The sequence below is a fragment of the Simplicispira sp. GW247-4R2A genome (assembly GCF_059424465.1).
The window spans coordinates 34,648-49,436 of the sequence record NZ_JBWKZM010000009.1 but is presented as its reverse complement, the minus strand read 5'-3'; the positions used below and the strand labels follow the sequence as shown (position 1 = coordinate 49,436).

Annotated in this window: 15 protein-coding genes; all 15 read right to left on the bottom strand. The window is 56.2% G+C overall.

Annotated elements, in window-relative coordinates; translation table 11 throughout:
• Window positions 1–86: 86 nt before the first annotated feature.
• Window positions 87–746 carry an acetyltransferase gene (locus tag AC07ZH_RS08210; RefSeq protein WP_495199319.1) on the bottom strand — a complete coding sequence of 220 codons (660 nt, stop codon included), beginning with the start codon at window positions 744–746 and terminating at the stop codon, window positions 87–89.
• Window positions 747–900: 154 nt separating this feature from the next.
• On the bottom strand, window positions 901–1,494 hold the full coding sequence (locus tag AC07ZH_RS08205) for a sugar transferase (RefSeq protein ID WP_495199318.1): 594 nt from the start codon (window positions 1,492–1,494) through the stop codon (window positions 901–903).
• A 99-nt stretch (window positions 1,495–1,593) separates the two neighbouring features.
• Complete coding sequence (locus AC07ZH_RS08200; protein WP_495199317.1) at window positions 1,594–2,412, bottom strand: type I phosphoribosyltransferase; 819 nt, start codon at window positions 2,410–2,412, stop codon at window positions 1,594–1,596.
• Between the two features lie 127 nt (window positions 2,413–2,539).
• Entirely contained in the window at window positions 2,540–2,968 is a 429-nt protein-coding gene (locus AC07ZH_RS08195) for a type II toxin-antitoxin system VapC family toxin (RefSeq protein ID WP_495199316.1), read from the bottom strand.
• A complete protein-coding gene (locus tag AC07ZH_RS08190; RefSeq protein WP_495199315.1) occupies window positions 2,965–3,219 on the bottom strand; it encodes a type II toxin-antitoxin system Phd/YefM family antitoxin in 255 nt (84 codons plus the stop codon). The genes AC07ZH_RS08195 and AC07ZH_RS08190 overlap by 4 nt, the downstream gene beginning before the upstream one ends.
• Before the next feature lie 208 nt (window positions 3,220–3,427).
• The gene (locus AC07ZH_RS08185; protein WP_495199314.1) at window positions 3,428–3,985 is read right to left on the bottom strand and encodes a glycosyltransferase; all 558 of its coding nucleotides are present in this window, start codon (window positions 3,983–3,985) and stop codon (window positions 3,428–3,430) included.
• Window positions 3,986–4,166: 181 nt separating this feature from the next.
• Window positions 4,167–4,763: a sugar transferase gene (locus AC07ZH_RS08180; protein WP_495199313.1), complete on the bottom strand. Its 597-nt coding sequence runs from the start codon at window positions 4,761–4,763 to the stop codon at window positions 4,167–4,169.
• Window positions 4,764–4,782: 19 nt separating this feature from the next.
• On the bottom strand, window positions 4,783–6,036 hold the full coding sequence (locus tag AC07ZH_RS08175) for a glycosyltransferase family 4 protein (RefSeq protein WP_495199312.1): 1,254 nt from the start codon (window positions 6,034–6,036) through the stop codon (window positions 4,783–4,785).
• The gene (locus AC07ZH_RS08170; protein ID WP_495199311.1) at window positions 6,033–7,868 is read right to left on the bottom strand and encodes a heparinase II/III family protein; all 1,836 of its coding nucleotides are present in this window, start codon (window positions 7,866–7,868) and stop codon (window positions 6,033–6,035) included. The genes AC07ZH_RS08175 and AC07ZH_RS08170 overlap by 4 nt, the downstream gene beginning before the upstream one ends.
• The gene (locus AC07ZH_RS08165; protein ID WP_495199310.1) at window positions 7,865–10,009 is read right to left on the bottom strand and encodes a bi-domain-containing oxidoreductase; all 2,145 of its coding nucleotides are present in this window, start codon (window positions 10,007–10,009) and stop codon (window positions 7,865–7,867) included. The genes AC07ZH_RS08170 and AC07ZH_RS08165 overlap by 4 nt, the downstream gene beginning before the upstream one ends.
• Window positions 10,010–10,020: 11 nt before the next feature.
• Window positions 10,021–10,773, bottom strand: coding sequence for an AglZ/HisF2 family acetamidino modification protein (locus tag AC07ZH_RS08160; protein ID WP_495199309.1), 753 nt, complete (start codon window positions 10,771–10,773; stop codon window positions 10,021–10,023).
• Between the two features lie 2 nt (window positions 10,774–10,775).
• The gene (gene hisH / locus AC07ZH_RS08155) at window positions 10,776–11,390 is read right to left on the bottom strand and encodes an imidazole glycerol phosphate synthase subunit HisH (RefSeq protein WP_495199308.1); all 615 of its coding nucleotides are present in this window, start codon (window positions 11,388–11,390) and stop codon (window positions 10,776–10,778) included.
• On the bottom strand, window positions 11,387–12,544 hold the full coding sequence (locus AC07ZH_RS08150; protein WP_495199307.1) for an N-acetyl sugar amidotransferase: 1,158 nt from the start codon (window positions 12,542–12,544) through the stop codon (window positions 11,387–11,389). The genes hisH and AC07ZH_RS08150 overlap by 4 nt, the downstream gene beginning before the upstream one ends.
• Before the next feature lie 35 nt (window positions 12,545–12,579).
• Window positions 12,580–13,410 carry a glycosyltransferase family 2 protein gene (locus AC07ZH_RS08145; RefSeq protein ID WP_495199306.1) on the bottom strand — a complete coding sequence of 277 codons (831 nt, stop codon included), beginning with the start codon at window positions 13,408–13,410 and terminating at the stop codon, window positions 12,580–12,582.
• A 33-nt stretch (window positions 13,411–13,443) separates the two neighbouring features.
• Window positions 13,444–14,769 carry an O-antigen polymerase gene (locus AC07ZH_RS08140; protein WP_495199305.1) on the bottom strand — a complete coding sequence of 442 codons (1,326 nt, stop codon included), beginning with the start codon at window positions 14,767–14,769 and terminating at the stop codon, window positions 13,444–13,446.
• Between the last annotated feature and the right edge of the window lie 20 nt (window positions 14,770–14,789).

Here is a 14,789-nt window from a genome sequence, read left to right as displayed (position 1 = left end):
AAATTATCCTTCTCAAAAGGATAATTTTGGGCTCCCCTGTTGGGTACGACGCTCTTCGGGCGCAGGCCTGCGACAGCCTCTCCGGGTCATTTCACGAGCATCCGCGCCGGGTTGCCCACCACGGTAACCCCAGCCGGCACGCTTTTGGTCACCACGGCGCCCATGCCCACCACGGCGCCCCGGCCGATCACCAGCGGCTTGCCTGGCTGGCCCTGCTTCAAAATGGCGCCCGTGCCAATGTAGGCATGGTCTTCAATGACGACATTGCCGTTGCAATGCACGCGCGGCGCAAAGGTGACGAAGTCGCCCAGCACGCAGTCGTGCTCGACGTAGCTGTAAAGATTGGCGTGAAAGTGCCGGCCAATGCGGATGTTGCTGGTCAGCGTGACAAAGGGGCTGAGCACCGCGCCCACGCCCAACTGCACATCGTCCATTTGCACGACGTTGGCTGCAGTTACAGCCCAGGGCTGCACGCCATCGGCTGCGCAGCGCTGGGCCAGCGCCTCGCGCACCGCACTTTTGGCAATGGCCAGCACGGCGTAGCGCACAGCGGCCGGTTCGCCCAGAAACTGCGCATAGGTCATGAGGCGCTGACCATTGACCAGCGCCGGCCCCGGCGCGTCATCCACAAACACCAGGCGGCTGGCGGGCACACCAGCCAGCACGAGCTGCTGGCGCGCCAGCGGCATGATGCCGCGACCGCAACCACTGGCGCCATAGACGGCATACAAGTCCTGCTGCTGCATGGTGCGGGTTCCTTCTTTGCTGGTGACTTCAGTATTAATAGCTACCTTTACTTACTGCATAAGCTCTGGAGGCCTATTTTGCTTGAAATTTTGAGCTGCCATGCCGGCCCTCTCGACCGCCTGGCGCCAGCGATGCAAGGTGTGGCGTGGACGCCTATGGCTTGCTCCCCGTAAAGCGCGGCATGGTCGCTTCACCCGCCGCGCTGATGCCATCGCGCACCAGCACTTTCTTTACCGTCAGCCACAGAATTTTGATGTCGAGCCACAGCGAGCGGTGGTCCACGTACCAGACGTCGAGCTTGAACTTGTCGTCCCAACCCAGCGCGTTGCGGCCATTGACCTGCGCCCAGCCGGTGATGCCGGGGCGCACCGCGTGGCGGCGTGCCTGCTCGGGCGAATACAACGGCAGGTATTCCATCAGCAGCGGACGCGGCCCCACCAGGCTCATGTCGCCCTTGAGCACGTTCCACAGCTCGGGCAGTTCGTCGAGGCTGCTGGCGCGCAGGAAGCGGCCAAAGGGCGTGAGGCGCTCGGCGTCGGGCAGCAAGGCGCCATCGGGGCCACGCGCATCCGCCATGGTGCGGAACTTCACCATCTCGAATGGACGGCCGTGCAGGCCTGGGCGCACCTGGCGAAAGAATGCAGGATGGCCTAGCTTGCGGCGCACCAGAAGGGTCAGCAGCACCAGCGGCAGGCAGAGCAGCAGCAGGGCTACCAAGGCGGCGATGAAATCAAAAGCGCGTTTCATTTCAACTCAAAAACAATAGCTGGTCGCGTATATGGGAAAAGGGCTAGATCCAAAAAAATACCTGAACCCCTGGCACCAGACTCAGCTAGCGCCAGGGGTTCAGGTGGGTGGATTGCGCTCGAGCGATGCCGCAGGCGGGGTCAGCCCACTTTGTTGGTGGGCAGCTGGCGCTGCAGTGCTGCCAAGCGCGCGGGCAATTCCTTTTGAACGTAGTCGGCGATCGATTTCTTGCTCTGCCTTAGCGCGTCGATCTCGGATCGCGTCAACCGACTTGAAATCGACAAGGTAACTAGCCTCATTGGCCGTGAGGGCTGCTGGTTCAATGTTGAAGATGTGGACGAATTCATGTTGAAACCTTTCCTGGATCAGGCGCACGTCTTTAGAACGCGGCACAAGGGACGGGTTCCGCCCCGCATTGACCAGCACCACAACATCATGCACCAAGCCGCCATAAAACTGAATGAAATGGGACAACTCGGCCAGGGTGCCACCCAGGTTGGTTACATCGTCCACCAACACATAGCGCGCCCCGGAAACCACCGTACCCTCAAAACTTGCGCGGGCTGCCATGCGCTCCATGGCATTGGCCCCCGTGTGAAATACGCGATCCGTCTGCACGATGCTCGAATCGACGCTGCCCTTGAACACTGCCGCGCAAACAGCGGCCAAGGTTTGCGGAATGGCATTGTCGCCGCTGGCCTCTTTGGCGTGCGGGGCCACAAAGATACAGGACACATTGCTGAAACGATGTTCGTTGGCAAGCAACCAGGGCACCGCCAAATCAATGACCAAATCCAGCGCCGCCTTTTCGTCGCCTTGTTTGGCAAGCCGATAGCGCGGGTGCGCCTTCAGATCGGCGTCGGCGCGCAATAGCGAAAGCACCTGCGTGCCCACCGGAATGCCGAAGGTTCTGCGCATTGCAATTTACTCCTGGGCATTCCACAGGGCCGCCAAGGCAGCGGCAATGTCGAAAAAACGCTTCATGGGACGATTGAATGTCTGTATGGCGCCTCTGGCTGCGCCCAGTGTTTCTCCTGCGCTGTTGTCACTGCGATACCTCCCACGGGTTCAAGATAGTGACCCCCGTTGGCTTGAAGTCAGCGACGTTGCGGGTGACGACCGTCATGCCATGCACAAGGGCCGTTGCCGCGATGAGTGCATCGCGCTCGCCGCGCTTGTCAGGGATGTGCAGCCGGGCGCAGCGTTGCGCCACGGCGGTATCGACGGGCAGCGTGCGTCCGGAAAACTCGGGCAATACGTGCTGCTCCAGCCACGAACGCAGCATAGCCCCCTGGGTTGCGTCCTTACGCTCAATCGACAAAACACCAAGTTCGAGTTCCATGATGGTGATGGCCGATACAAAGAGATCGGCTGCATCGACGCTTTGCGTCCATGCAGCCACGTTCACATCGGCCTTTCCAAGCCGCACCTTGCGCAGCTCGGACACCACGTTGGTATCCAGAACGAACATCATGAAAAATCAGCGGGTTGGATTTCGATGGTCACGCGCGGCGGCTCAAACACCATGTCGGCAACCCCCGGCATCGCCAGCGCATCGGCAATGTTGCGTCGCTGCTTTGTGAGCCGTTGGTAGTCCTCGAAACTCATCAGCACATGGGCCAGCCGGCCTCGATCAGTAATGAATACCGGCCCGCTGTTGGCAGCCCGTTTTGCCTCGCTTGCGCCTTGGTTGAACTCGCGGCTTGTTAAGGTGGTGATGGTCATAGCTACACCTCACACAGTTGAATAATGTAGCCATGTTACTACAAAATGAAAGGCAGCTTGGCAAGACAGCAACGCCGTAACGGCTTACCTCTTCTGGCGCAGGCGGATTTCCGTGCATCGTGAATTTGAAACTCAAAATCAATAGCTGCTTACGCTTACTGGATAAGCGCTAGGGGCCTAAAACACTATAAATTTTCGACGCAACACATCACGCAATCCCCATCTCACGCAGCATCACCGCGTTGACTTTGTGCACGTCGTATTTGTCCTCTGCCACCTGCCGCCCGCGCAGGCCCATGCGGCCCGCCAGCGCCGGGTCGGCAACAAACCGCAGCATCGCATGCTCCAGCGCATCGACCGACTGCACCGGCACCAAAAACCCATTGTCGCCCTCCACCACCGTCTCGCGGCAGCCGGGGGCGTCGGTGGTGATGACGGCGCGGCCCATGGCCATGGCTTCGAGCACGGTGCGCGGTGTGCCTTCGCGGTAGCTGGGCAGCACGTACACGCTGCACGCGGCGATGGCGGGGCGCACGTCGGCCAGGCGGCCCATGAATTCGAGCGTGCCGTCCTGCACCCAGGCATTGAGCTCGTGCTGGGCAATGGCGTCGGGGTTGGTGTCGATCCAGCCCACCAGCAGGCAGCGCACACCGGGGTGCAGCGCCCGCACGCGGCGCGCGGCCTGGGCGTATTCGCGCACGCCCTTGTCGCCCAGCAGGCGTGCTATCAGCAAAAAGCATGGCGGCCCCGGCGGCAGCGGCGCCATAGAAGGCGTACAAGTCCTGCTGCGGCATGGTGGGGGTTCTTTCTTCTTTATGACTTTAGTATTGATAGCTGCTTTCGCTTACTGCATAAGCGCTGGAGGCATATCTTGCTTGATATTTCGAGCTGCCATGCCTACCCTCTCGACCTCCCGGCGCCGGCGAGGCAAGGTACTGCGTGGACGCTTATGGCTTGCTCCCCGTGAAGCGCGGCATGGTCGCCTCGCCCGCCGCGCTGATGCCGTCGCGCACCAGCACTTTCTTCACCGTCAGCCACAGAATTTTGATGTCCAGCCACAGCGAATGGTGGTCCACGTACCAGACGTCGAGCTTGAACTTGTCGTCCCACGAAAGCGCGTTGCGCCCATTGACCTGCGCCCAGCCGGTGATGCCGGGGCGCACCGCATGGCGCCGCGCCTGCTCGGGGGAATAGAGCGGCAAATACTCCATCAGCAACGGGCGCAGGCCGAACAGGCTCATGTCGCCCTTGAGCACATTCCACAGCCCGGGCAGTTCGTCGAGGCTGCTGGCGCGCAGGAAGCGGCCAAAGCGCGTGAGGCGCTCGGCGTCGGGCAGCAAAGTGCCATCGGGGCCACGCGCATCAGTCATGGAGCGGAACTTGACCATTTCGAACGGCTGGCCGTGCAAACCTGGGCGCACCTGGCGAAAGAACGCCGGTCGGCCGAGCTTGCGACGCACCAGTTGGGTCAAGGCCGCCAGAGGCAAGGACAGCAGCATCAGCATGGCTAGCAAAGCTACGGCAATATCAAAAACGCGTTTCATATGACTTAACCGTCGACGGTCAGTTCGCTGAATCTCTGAGCAATGCGGTTTCATTGCTTCTCCCATCCGTTACCCAATCTACCCACCGATCTGCCAACAAGGCACGATCAAACTCAGTTTCGGCCAGCGCCCTGCCGCGCGCTCCCATGGCTTTCAAAGCATCTCGATCACCGGCAGCCCTTATTAACGCGTCGGCAAAAGCCGCTGGACTGTTCGGTGCAACCTCGAAGCCGCAGCGGTGCTGACCGATCAGCTCCGCGAGCCAGCCAGGGTAGTTGTTCAGCACTGGTAGTCCTGCGGCGATGTAATCAAAAAACTTGTTGGGTGAAGTGCCGTAATAAAAAGCTGCCACGTTGCCCAGAATTTGCAAGCCGACATCCGTGGCCGACATCAAGCTGGCCAGTCTTTTCTTGTCGACAGGGTCGTGAAACAACACCAAATTGGCAAGCCCTTCGCGCTCCGTGCGCGCTTGCAGGTGGGCTTTTAGCTTGCCCTGACCGATCAGAAGCATCTTGATGTCATCACGGCCCCGGCGCTTGAGTTCGGCTGCTGCATCCAACACAGCATCCAACCCGTTGGCCATGCCATGCGTGCCGGCGTACACGGCCAACAAATCACTCGTCTGCACCTGTACAGGCCGCCAAGGCTCCGCCGCGTCGGCAAAAATATCCAGGTCACATCCGTTGGGCACGAGCGCAATGCGCTCGCGCGGCACGCCTCGGTGCGCAATACCCTCCACGATGCCCGGCGACAGGCCAATCAACCGGTTGGCGGCGCGATAGCTCACCCACTCCAGCACCGACATGGCGCCCAACAATAGCGGGTTGCGAATCACCCCCATGGCGCGGGGCAGCGCCGGCCACAGGTCGCGCACCTCAAACACAAAAGGTTTACCAAGCAGCCAGCGCGCGAATATGCCGGGAATTCCTGCTGTCAATGGCGTGGTTGTCGCAAACACCACATCGTACTTTTCGGTAAACACTAAACCGATGCTACGCGCAGCAAATTTCAGAAATGTCAGGGCTCGCTTCACCAATCCGTCACTGTTGGAATAGGCCAAGTCGAACTCGACGATGTCGATGCCGTCGACTACGCCGCGGCGACGCCCTTTCGCGAACGGCATGGCCAGTCCAGTTACACCGCCGCCATAACTGCCGCACACCATGGTGACGTGATGCTCGCGAACGACCAGCCGACGCGCCATTTCGTAGGAACGAATGCCCGCCGAGCCTTTTGGGGTCGAAAAATGCTGGTGAAAATAAAGAACCTTCATTCTGCCCACTGGTATACCGTCGTCAAAGTACCCGGTTGCTGAACTTCGATCTCCAGAACAGGTAACGGGGTTTTCTCAAGGTAATGGCGCGACTCCCAGCCCTCGACCACTTCACAGCGGACAATGTGCATTCCGGCATGCACCGTCAGCACATGCGAGCCATTTGTCAGACGCTGCCCCTCCAGCCGCCAGACTCCCGGCGCCACGCGCCAGCGCAGTACGGCCTTGCGCGCAAACCCCGCCACCTCGTCCACCACCCGCAGGTGCGAGTCGCCTAGGCTGATGTGGCGCCTGTGGCTAGCCTGCTTCCCGTCCCGATAGCCTGCAGCAAAGGTAGAACCCTGCTTATCTTCCATCAGCGGCTCGACAAACGAGGTCTTGAGCCAGTCGCCAAACAGGAAACGGCCCAAGCGCGGCATCTGGTCACGGTCATCAAATTGCACTGTGTTGTGGCTGGCCGTACCGCCAAAATAGTTGAGCCACTGCGATTCGGTGTTGTAGCTGTAGGTGCCGGCATCGCGCAGCAGATTGTCAGCGCCCAGCCACAGGTCCAGATGCAGCGCATCGGCGTGGCTGGGCCGAAAGCGAAATCGCGGATAGCGCAGCATGGCCATGACCGCGCCGCGCCGCAGCACGGCAAAACCACCATCATCAAACTTACGGGAACCATGCTGCGAGGCTGGCGCTTGTGGGACGGGCACGCCCAACCAGTGCAGGGGATGGTTCCAGGGACCATCTTGCCTATAAGCACGCTCCTCCGAAAACAGCGCCGTCGCCAATTGCACGGTGGGACGGTAGTCGCGATAACCAGTATCAGCCAGTTGCAGCAGTCGGGCGCCGTCATTGGCACCCAGGTTAGGGCCGTCACCAATGAGCGGATTGACCATGCAGTGCAGCCACTGCGTGGCTGCCTGAGCACGTTCGCGCCAGTGTTTCGAAAACGCCGGCAGCGCCATGTGCCGACGCCACACTTCAGCCATGCAAAAGGTGTCGAGCATGACACGGTGGTAGTTCAACGAATACTGGCTGAAGCTGCCGTCCGGCTCAATGAGCCGTATGGCGCGATTTTCCAACCACCGGCGCCCGGTCTTTTGCCACTGCTCACCCTCAGAAACCCCAAGCATTGCTAGCCAGCTGCCGCCGATGAACAGCGCCGCAGCCTCCGACGTACCATGATTGTTGTCTTGCGCCACGGCATATTGCATGGTGGGCGATATGCGCTGCAAATGGAGGTACACGAGGTCACGCAGGCCCGCCATGGGCCGGCACACTTGTCCAAGGATAAGCGCTGCGATGGCCAGGTGCATGACGCGGATGGAGGCTTCTTGCCCACACTTCCAGTTGGGGCCACGATAGGGCGGATTGTGCGCGCACCAGTCGGCCAGCCAGTGATTGAGTCGGACCAAGGTCTCGGCGTCCCCGTTGCGCACGCGTTGAGCAAAGATCAGCACCCAATCCATGCGCGACAGTTCCCATATGAGCTTAATGTCGCCCACGGCCGGATCAAAGTCCGGGATCTGCCACCACCCGCGCTCCGGCGCGGCCATACGTTGGCCAGTGAGCGGGTTGGCCAGCCAGTTCGGTGGCTCGTCCGTCACAGGGAGCGGCCAGTGGCCGAACAGCTGCGCCGACGTCTGCCAACCCGCCACGGGCGGCATCGACACCGCCTGCAGCACGGCCTTCTGAAAGTACGGCGCCTGCGGCACAGAGGCCTGCAGTCGCCGCACCGGGTTCACCCCCAGCTTGACGCCCAAGCGATACGATGCTGCACGAGCGATATTGGGCAGCCCTAGCGCCAATGCGGTACTGGCTTTCGACATGAAGCCCGTCATTGCCTTCGCAGCTGCTCCGCCACATCGATGGCCACACGCGCCACCTCAAAAATTTCTTCGGGTGGGATGGCCGGCACCCCCTTTTCAATAGCTTGCAGGAATGCCGCCGCACAGGCCTTCTGGCCTTTGTTTTGCTTCCACAGGTTCAGTTTGCTGAAACCCGGCCAGCCATAGCCCTTGAGCTTACGAAAGTTGTCCAGTTGCAGCACGCGGCCAACGGCGAACACCTCGACGCGCTCTTTCGGAAAGCTCGCCGAGCCGTTAGCCAGGTACAGGATCGTGCCGAACGAACCGTCTTCAAACCCGAGCGTGACGGATGCCTTGTCTTCCGTGATGATCATGCCCGCTGCATCGCCCATGCGCCGGGCCTGGATGGCCACGATGGGGCTGCCCGCCAGAAAGCGCATCAGGTCGATGAAGTGGCAAGCCTCACCAATGATGCGGCCACCGCCCACAGAGTTGTCCTGCGTCCAGTGATTGGCCGGAATGGCCCCAGCGTTCATGGTCATGATGAACGACTTGGGCTCCTTCACTGCCTGCAGCAACGCCTTCATTTTTTGCACCTGCGGCGAAAAGCGACGGTTGAAACCGACCATTAATTGCGGTCCATGCCCATCCTTGTCACCCGCAGCATGCGCCTCGGCAAAGGCCGACTGCACGTCACCCAACTCAGCGTGGTTAATGGCGAGAGGCTTCTCCACAAAGACGTTCTTGCCTGCCTTCAGCGCCTGGGCCACAAACCTGGTGTGCGTGTCGTGCCGGGTAACGATGGCAACTGTGTTAATCGTAGGGTTGGCCAGCATCACGTCCATGTCGGTGGAAGCCTCGGCAAAGCCGGCTTTCGCACCGTGAATCACGCCGTTGACGCCGCCCGCTGTGACGATGGTGTGAAACTGTGCCCCCGCGGCCTTGAACGCCGGAATCAGCATGCGCGAGGCATAGTTGCCCGCACCGATAAAACCCATCACAGGACGTTGCACATCGAAACGGGCAGCCGCCAGTGTGACATTGCGCATTGCACGCTGCGCAACCGGCGAGGTGTACCGCAGGAGGATGCCCAATCCGCTCTTGTCGTCGGTAAGAGTTTCATATGCCTTGGGCGAGTCTTCAAATGCAAAGCGGTGAGTGATCAGCGGCTTTACATTCAGCTTCCCGCTAGCAAGCATGTCCAGCACCGCCTCAAAGTTGCGCTGCTCGGTCCAGCGCACAAAACCCATCGGATAGTCCTGCCCCTCGTCCTCATAGGCCGGGTCATACCGGCCTGGGCCATAGGAACACGATACTTGAAAGCTCAACTCCTTCTCATAGAAGTCCGCCCGGTTCAGCTCAAGACCTGCCACGCCTACCAGCACAATGCGCCCGCGCTTACGGGACATGCGGGCAGCCTGCGTTACTGGGTCACTGGACTTAGTTGACGCCGTGATGATCACGCCATCCACGCCCTGCCCCCGGCTGAACGCCATGCCTGCCGCCACCGGATCTTCGCAGACACCTGGATTGCAGGTGCTCGCACCAAATTGACGCGCGAGGACAAGCTTCGACTCGTCGAAGTCAATCGCGAGCACCCGGCAACCGTGGGCCAGCAGCAATTGCACCGTGAGCAGGCCAATCAAGCCGACCCCAGTCACCACAAACGCCTCGCCCAGCGTGGGCTGCGCTAGACGAATTCCCTGCAAGCCGATACTGGCCACCACCACAAAAGAGGCGGATTCGTCGTCTACTTCATCCGGAATACGAGCACACAGATTTTTTGCCACCTTCACCACATCGGCATGTGGACCATTGGACACCACCCGGTCCCCTGGCTTCATGCCCTCGACACCGCCCCCCACCTGCGACACCACGCCGACATTGCAGTAGCCCAGTGGCAGCGGCTGGGCCAGCTTGGACCTCACGGCCTCGATGGTAGTCATCAGACCATCGGTCTGGATCTTTCCCAGCACCATCTTGACCTTTTCGGGCTGCTGGCGCGCCTTCTCAAGGTAAGACGCCTTGCCGAAGCCGACCAGCATGCGCTCAGTACCTGCGGAAATAAGCGACACAGCGGTGTCGATCAGTACATGCTCGCGGTTGACTTGAGGCACAGGTGCCTCGAAAACAGCGGTGCCGCCTTTGTCCATGTCTTGAAAAATCTGTTTCATAAGTTGCGTAGTCAGACCAATTTGCTCGGACGCATGTAGTTGATGAGCACCGCTCGATAGGGCCCTTTGAAGACAAATAGGCTGCCGGCCGCCGCGCCCACCACGCCTACTTCGTTAATCAGGGCCTGTATGTCATCTACGCTCCCGGCGCCGCCAAGGAAAGTCAGGGGGCAAGACACCTGCCCCCTGACACTTCGCGCCAGATCAAGGTCGTAACCCTTCATTTCCCCATCGCGATCGATGGCGTTGATGACAATCTCGCCAGCGCCCAGTGCAACGGCCTGCTGGCAAAACTCCAACAACTCAGCCTTCACCCTTTCCTTCCCGTTGTAACTGTAGATCGTGTAGCCCGAAAAGAGCCTATTCTTCTTCACATCCAAGGTGACGACTACACTCTGGGACCCAATCGTCTCCGCCATCTCCCGGATAAGTTGCGGGCGGTGCAACGCCGCTGAGCTGACGGACACTTTTTCGAACCCAATATTAATAATGCGAGAGGCCATCTCAGCACTATTTACACCCCCGCCATAACACATTGGCATGCGAGATTCCACAGCGATGTTTTTCAGCAGCGTGAAATTTGGGCTTTGTCTTATGGCAGATGCGTCAATATCGAAAAAGGCCAGCTCGTCAACCTCCTTTTCATTGAAAATCTTGACGGCATTGAGCGGGTCGCCGACATATTTTGGATCGCCAAACTGTCGCGTTTTAACGAGCCCCCCTTTATGAAGCAGCAGGCTCGGGATAACGCGTGAACGCAACATAATTATAGAAAAGAAAAATTTCGAAAGATGGCCACCCCGTTGTTGTGACTCTTTTCCGGATGAAACTGAACGCCATAAACATTGGCCCGGCCTAAAGCACAGGGCATTTCAGCACCATAGGTCACTGTGGCCATCACATCTTCGGTATTTCCTGCCTCGAAAAAGTAGTTATGTAAGAAATAAAATCCGGTCTCAGCGTCCACCGCTTTAAAAATAGGATGGTCGGCCTGGCTGGTCAAAGAGTTCCATCCCATGTGCGGCAGCTTCAGTCTGCTTAATATTCTGGTAGAATCAATCTTTCGGACCCTTCCCGGTATCCAGCCGAGACCCGGCAATACACCTTCCTCGCTAGCCTGAGCAAGTATCTGCATTCCGACACAGATTCCGAGAATTTTCTTTCCTTTTCCTCGAACTTGATCATTCAGCATCGTGATCAGCCCCGAGTGCTGTAGGTTCGCCATAGTGGCATCGAAAGATCCGACACCCGGCAAAATATACCGATCTGCAGCCTCAAGTTCAGAGATATCTCTGCTAATGAAATGTGGAATCTTCAGCTTCTTATAGACATTGGCGATAGCACCCACGTTACCAGATCCGTAATTGATAATTCCAATCATCGTTTCACCGATCTTTCCACGCCCAGTTTCTTTAGAACCAGAGCTCCCAGATCAAACATCCGCTCGTTATTTTTGTAGTCCCTGTAAGATTTCTTCGGCATGTAGTGGTAGTGACGCAACTCGTCTGCTGATATGCCAAGCTTTGTGGCAATATACTCAAAATCCTCATCGAGGGTTGCAGGATTGTAGGCCGGCGCTTCAAGCTGCTTCAGGGCGTCCTCTCGGGTCATTTGGCCGGTCAAGATAAGGCTGGAATACTGAACGCGCCTCGTGTCGTAGCCAAAACGGGTTGGAAGCCAATAGCCTTCATAGAAACGCGTGAATCGCGACTCAAAATGTTTCTGTGGATACGCTTTCCATCCATATTCCGAAGTGAGGGTTTGGATGGCCGTGTCTTTCGTGTAAGGCAAAAAGTTTAATGGCTTCACCACTTGAACTCCCTTAATATACCGAAGATATATCTTATGGAACAAGACACTACTGAATGGATAGCTGTCCAGCTTGCGAGTGCCGAAGCGACGATGGATGTCGCGCAGCTGCGCCATGTCAGTCCCATAGTACAGCCACTCCTTAGGATTCCGGACGCATTCGGTGGCGATGTTCCCACCATTAAGGATGTACTTGATGCCATGCTTGTTCGCAAAGTGATACAGCGTAGCGATAAACGCATGATCCTGAGGAACATCTAGGTGAGGCACACCAGACTTGAAAAAGGCAAGCTGAAAATCTTTCATCTCCTCCCAGTTGATCACCTCCGTGTAAAGATCCAGCCCCAATTTCTCGACAATAACCTGAATATTATTAACTGCTATGTCGGTGTTCCACCCGCCGTCCACGTGGAAAACCAGCGGACGCAGTCCGAACTCCTTTACCGCAAGGTGCAGCAGGTAGGAACTGTCGAGGCCGCCGCTCATGCCCAGGATGCAGTCAAAGCTTCGCCCCGCACCATCCTTCTTGATCTGCTCAACGACTGCCCGAAATTCGTCATGGCCGCGCTTATCCGTGTGCCAATTCGGTGCGACATTCTCCTTAAAGTCATTGCAATGGTCACAAACACCGTGATCGTCAAAGACGATCTGGCCGTCGCTCGTATCCATGACGCAGTGGCCACAAATTTGGTAGCTCCTCTTGCTTGATTCCGGGATATATTCCATGAGTTTTAGTAATTTCTTTTGCAGAATAACGCCAATCAATCCCAGCGGAACACCTTGACATATTTTCTATACTCGCGGTGGGCGTCACGTGCGAAGGCCCAGCGTTGCCGACTAGGCAGTCCAGCCATCGAGGCGTGCCAATGGTGAACCACCTGAATCGCCGGTTCGTAATAGACTTTTTGGCCTGCTTCACTCAGTTGTTTGCTGAGAAAGAATTCTTCCGCCATCAGGAAAGTGGGCGCCCACAATTCTTCGAATTGTTCAAAAAAGCGTGGGCCCAAAAGGTAGCATGACCCATGGCCTTGGTAGATCGGCTGCGCGATACGCCAGTGATCTACGTCGGCGCGCCTAGATAGTAAAGGCAGCATCATCGCCAGCTTGGTAATTATCAGGCCAATATAATAATTGGCGTAATAAAGATCATAAAATATTTCACGGATAGTACTTATTTTTGAAATCACATGCGGATTTTGATGCTCGCCATCTACAGTAATTACATCCGGAGAAACAACAGCATACAATCGGAGGCGCCCGACATTGCTCGCCAATCGGTCGGAAAAATCGCCAGGAAATTCAAGATCGTTGTTTCCCACCACCAACCACTCAATATCAGGGTGCATGGCACGTAGTTTTTTTATACCAATATTGAGTCCTCGGAAATACCCGACATTCTCTTGATTAAAGATAACTTGGACAGCTGATTCAGCCCGCACAAGCTCCCGCAACAACGTGACGTTGTCGACGTCTGATTTATTATCCACCACAACCACTATATACTCATGCCGTCGATTTGCCAGTAAGGTCTTAATCGCCTTCAAGGTATATGAGCTATTATTGTAATTGGTGCAGATATAGCCTATTTTCATTTTAATTTATATTTGGATTACAAGCAATCAAATTCACGCGAATTTATTAAATTGAATCGACTTTGTAAACATGTCATTAATAATAAATATTAATGACACTATTATATAACTCGCATAGATACTATTCCAAATTAGCAAACTAATAATAAACGACGTATAAAAGAATCCAATTGAATGAATAAATAATGATGTAGAAAATGGCGATCTCATCTTTGTCAACTGATGCCAAAATGCCACATGCAGCAAGAATCCAAGCATTCCCATGAAAAGCAATGATCCAACCATTCCAAAGTCCTGTATCAATCCGCGAAACATGGTATAGATATTTGTCATTAATATGTCGCCGTACTTGAAGTAATCATCATAAACACCGGGCGGCGCGACTTTAGTACTGCCGAATAGCACGAATAAGGCCATAAACGTATAAAATCCATCTGCTCCTTCATCGGTAAAGTACGACATAGTCGCGGTGCCACCCACCTGCTGTGCGAACCAGTCGGAGAAAGCATACAAGTGGGCGCAGGAATAGGATGCAAAATAGCGGATCAAACCGTTAACAATATCTTCTGTATCGCGGGCCTCGTACAAACCACGCGCCATGAATGAGGCAACCACCACCGGCAGCAAGAAGGCGGAATAAAACGCAATCTTCTTCAAAGCCCCTTTATTGAATAGATTTTTTTCTCCCCGGCTCGTTTTACAAATCAAAATACCAGCCCAGAACAAAGCAATCACAAGAAAGAGTGCCCCCTTGGCGCCCTGTATCAGCATCACCAAGGCCGCGGGAAGCATCGTCATAAATATGGGGAAGACACCTTTACGGCCGGGCGGACGATTCGCATAGACCAAACCGCCAAGTATGGCGGCGGGATAAATTAAAACTACGCTGATTTGAGAGAATACATTGGAAATCAAATCATCCGAATATCGACGCGCGATATAGACATTAGCACTAGTTATCGGATTAGAAATTATCTCATTTAGAGAGAAGCCTTGTAAAAGCGTGTTTACCAACAAGGTCAATATCACAATTCCAGTCATTCCATAAAAAGTCCTCCGAATGAAGACACTTCCATAGTTGGGACGAATAGTCCGACTCCTGTTCCTGGCAAAACCCGCGCGCCAATTAAATCCAAGCGCAGTAGCAGAGAATGCCAGACAGCACACTAAAATATATGCAACTCCGTAGGGCTCGACCGGCACAGTCAACAAACTGACCAGTGGGATGAAAGTATAAAGAAACCAAAACATTCCGAATAGACAGGCAGGAAAAATCCACGTGCCAACCAAGCGCCGAACCACGACTGCCTGTCCCAAAATTAACAGGCTAAAACTAATCGCCATGACTTTTTCAATCATCACTGGACGCCATCTTCAAA

What these genes read in the sequence shown, in the direction of transcription:
- AC07ZH_RS08160 (WP_495199309.1), bottom strand. Translation starts at nt 10,773, where the DNA reads ATGTTGCGTTCACGCGTTATCCCGAGCCTGCTGCTTCATAAAGGGGGG.
- AC07ZH_RS08190 (WP_495199315.1), bottom strand. Translation starts at nt 3,219, where the DNA reads ATGACCATCACCACCTTAACAAGCCGCGAGTTCAACCAAGGCGCAAGC.
- AC07ZH_RS08175 (WP_495199312.1), bottom strand. Translation starts at nt 6,036, where the DNA reads ATGAAGGTTCTTTATTTTCACCAGCATTTTTCGACCCCAAAAGGCTCG.
- AC07ZH_RS08140 (WP_495199305.1), bottom strand. Translation starts at nt 14,769, where the DNA reads ATGATTGAAAAAGTCATGGCGATTAGTTTTAGCCTGTTAATTTTGGGA.
- AC07ZH_RS08200 (WP_495199317.1), bottom strand. Translation starts at nt 2,412, where the DNA reads ATGCGCAGAACCTTCGGCATTCCGGTGGGCACGCAGGTGCTTTCGCTA.
- AC07ZH_RS08185 (WP_495199314.1), bottom strand. Translation starts at nt 3,985, where the DNA reads ATGGCGCCGCTGCCGCCGGGGCCGCCATGCTTTTTGCTGATAGCACGC.
- AC07ZH_RS08195 (WP_495199316.1), bottom strand. Translation starts at nt 2,968, where the DNA reads ATGATGTTCGTTCTGGATACCAACGTGGTGTCCGAGCTGCGCAAGGTG.
- AC07ZH_RS08170 (WP_495199311.1), bottom strand. Translation starts at nt 7,868, where the DNA reads ATGACGGGCTTCATGTCGAAAGCCAGTACCGCATTGGCGCTAGGGCTG.
- AC07ZH_RS08150 (WP_495199307.1), bottom strand. Translation starts at nt 12,544, where the DNA reads ATGGAATATATCCCGGAATCAAGCAAGAGGAGCTACCAAATTTGTGGC.
- AC07ZH_RS08145 (WP_495199306.1), bottom strand. Translation starts at nt 13,410, where the DNA reads ATGAAAATAGGCTATATCTGCACCAATTACAATAATAGCTCATATACC.
- AC07ZH_RS08210 (WP_495199319.1), bottom strand. Translation starts at nt 746, where the DNA reads ATGCAGCAGCAGGACTTGTATGCCGTCTATGGCGCCAGTGGTTGCGGT.
- hisH (WP_495199308.1), bottom strand. Translation starts at nt 11,390, where the DNA reads ATGATTGGAATTATCAATTACGGATCTGGTAACGTGGGTGCTATCGCC.
- AC07ZH_RS08165 (WP_495199310.1), bottom strand. Translation starts at nt 10,009, where the DNA reads ATGAAACAGATTTTTCAAGACATGGACAAAGGCGGCACCGCTGTTTTC.
- AC07ZH_RS08205 (WP_495199318.1), bottom strand. Translation starts at nt 1,494, where the DNA reads ATGAAACGCGCTTTTGATTTCATCGCCGCCTTGGTAGCCCTGCTGCTG.
- AC07ZH_RS08180 (WP_495199313.1), bottom strand. Translation starts at nt 4,763, where the DNA reads ATGAAACGCGTTTTTGATATTGCCGTAGCTTTGCTAGCCATGCTGATG.